Source organism: Mycolicibacter acidiphilus (genome assembly GCF_018455725.1).
In the GTDB taxonomy this organism is placed as follows: domain Bacteria; phylum Actinomycetota; class Actinomycetes; order Mycobacteriales; family Mycobacteriaceae; genus Mycobacterium; species Mycobacterium acidiphilum.
The window spans coordinates 1-982 of sequence record NZ_JAHCLR010000125.1; the positions used below are offsets into that span (position 1 = coordinate 1).

The 982-nt window shown below is 62.5% G+C and carries 2 protein-coding genes; one reads left to right on the top strand and one right to left on the bottom strand.

The features are described 5' to 3' along the window. Nucleotides 1-39: 39 nt before the first annotated feature. Nucleotides 40-423, bottom strand: coding sequence for a nuclear transport factor 2 family protein (locus tag KIH27_RS22125; protein WP_214095090.1), 384 nt, complete (start codon nucleotides 421-423; stop codon nucleotides 40-42). Here KIH27_RS22125 and KIH27_RS22130 point away from each other — a divergent pair. Next, nucleotides 422-949 (top strand): IS5 family transposase, encoded by a 528-nt coding sequence (locus KIH27_RS22130; RefSeq protein ID WP_214095091.1) that lies wholly within the window; start codon nucleotides 422-424, stop codon nucleotides 947-949. The genes KIH27_RS22125 and KIH27_RS22130 overlap by 2 nt on opposite strands. Nucleotides 950-982: the final 33 nt, after the last annotated feature.

A 982-nucleotide genomic window follows, 5' to 3' on the forward strand; every position in this document is an offset into this window, starting at 1 on the left:
TTACGTGACCGCTGACAATGAGCGCCGACGGCACATCGGTCATCGGTCGGATTGCGGGCCTTGACCAGCCATGGCGGCCTGAAACGCCGCGCCCATCTTCGCGGCGAAAGCCTGCACGGCCTTGAGCGGCCGCAGCATCACGGTGAACTCGTCGATCAGGCCGTCGGCATTGGTGTGGACGAAGTCGCAGCCTTGCAACTGGAGACCGTCAACGGCGGTGGCGAAGGTCAGCGCGTGACGATCGGCTTCCGGCGCGCCGATCTCGTGTTCGTAGCGGAAATCCTCGAAGACCGTCAGAACGGTTCGCAGGATGAGCCCGACGATGTCTTTGCCCGTATAGGGAAGCGCTGATTTATTCGACCGACCGGCCGACCGGCCTGGCGGCTGGTTGGGTGGCCGGTGCTGCGAGATGATCGCAGGCATGGACAGCGGGCAGCCCAGTTTCACCGACATCGAGTACGGCAACCGTCGGCGGGTCTCTCGCCGTGAGCTGTTTCTCCAGATGATGGACGCTGCGATCCCATGGGCGCTCTGGGTGGGTTTGATCGAGCCGCATTACTACACCGACGCTCCCGGCAAGCGGGGTCGCAAAGCCAAGCCGATCGAGACAATGCTGCGGATGTATCTGTTGCAGGTGTGGTTCTCGCTGTCGGATGAGGGTGTGGAGGAAGCGATCTACGACTCCTATGCGATGCGCCGTTTCATGGGTCTGGATTTCGCTGTCGAGCAGGTCCCCGATGCGACCACGCTGCTGGGCTTCCGCCACCTTCTCGAGGAGCACAAGCTCGCGCAGAAGTTGTTCGACGCGCAGAACGAGATCTTCGACAAGGAAGGCTGGATCATGCGCGGGGGCAGCATCATCGACGCCACGATCATCGCCGCGCCGCCCTCGACGAAGAACGCCACCGGTGAGCGTGATCCGCAGATGCACCAGACCAAGAAGGGCTGAGGTGAGCCCCTCGTAGTGGTCCAGTTGTTGTGC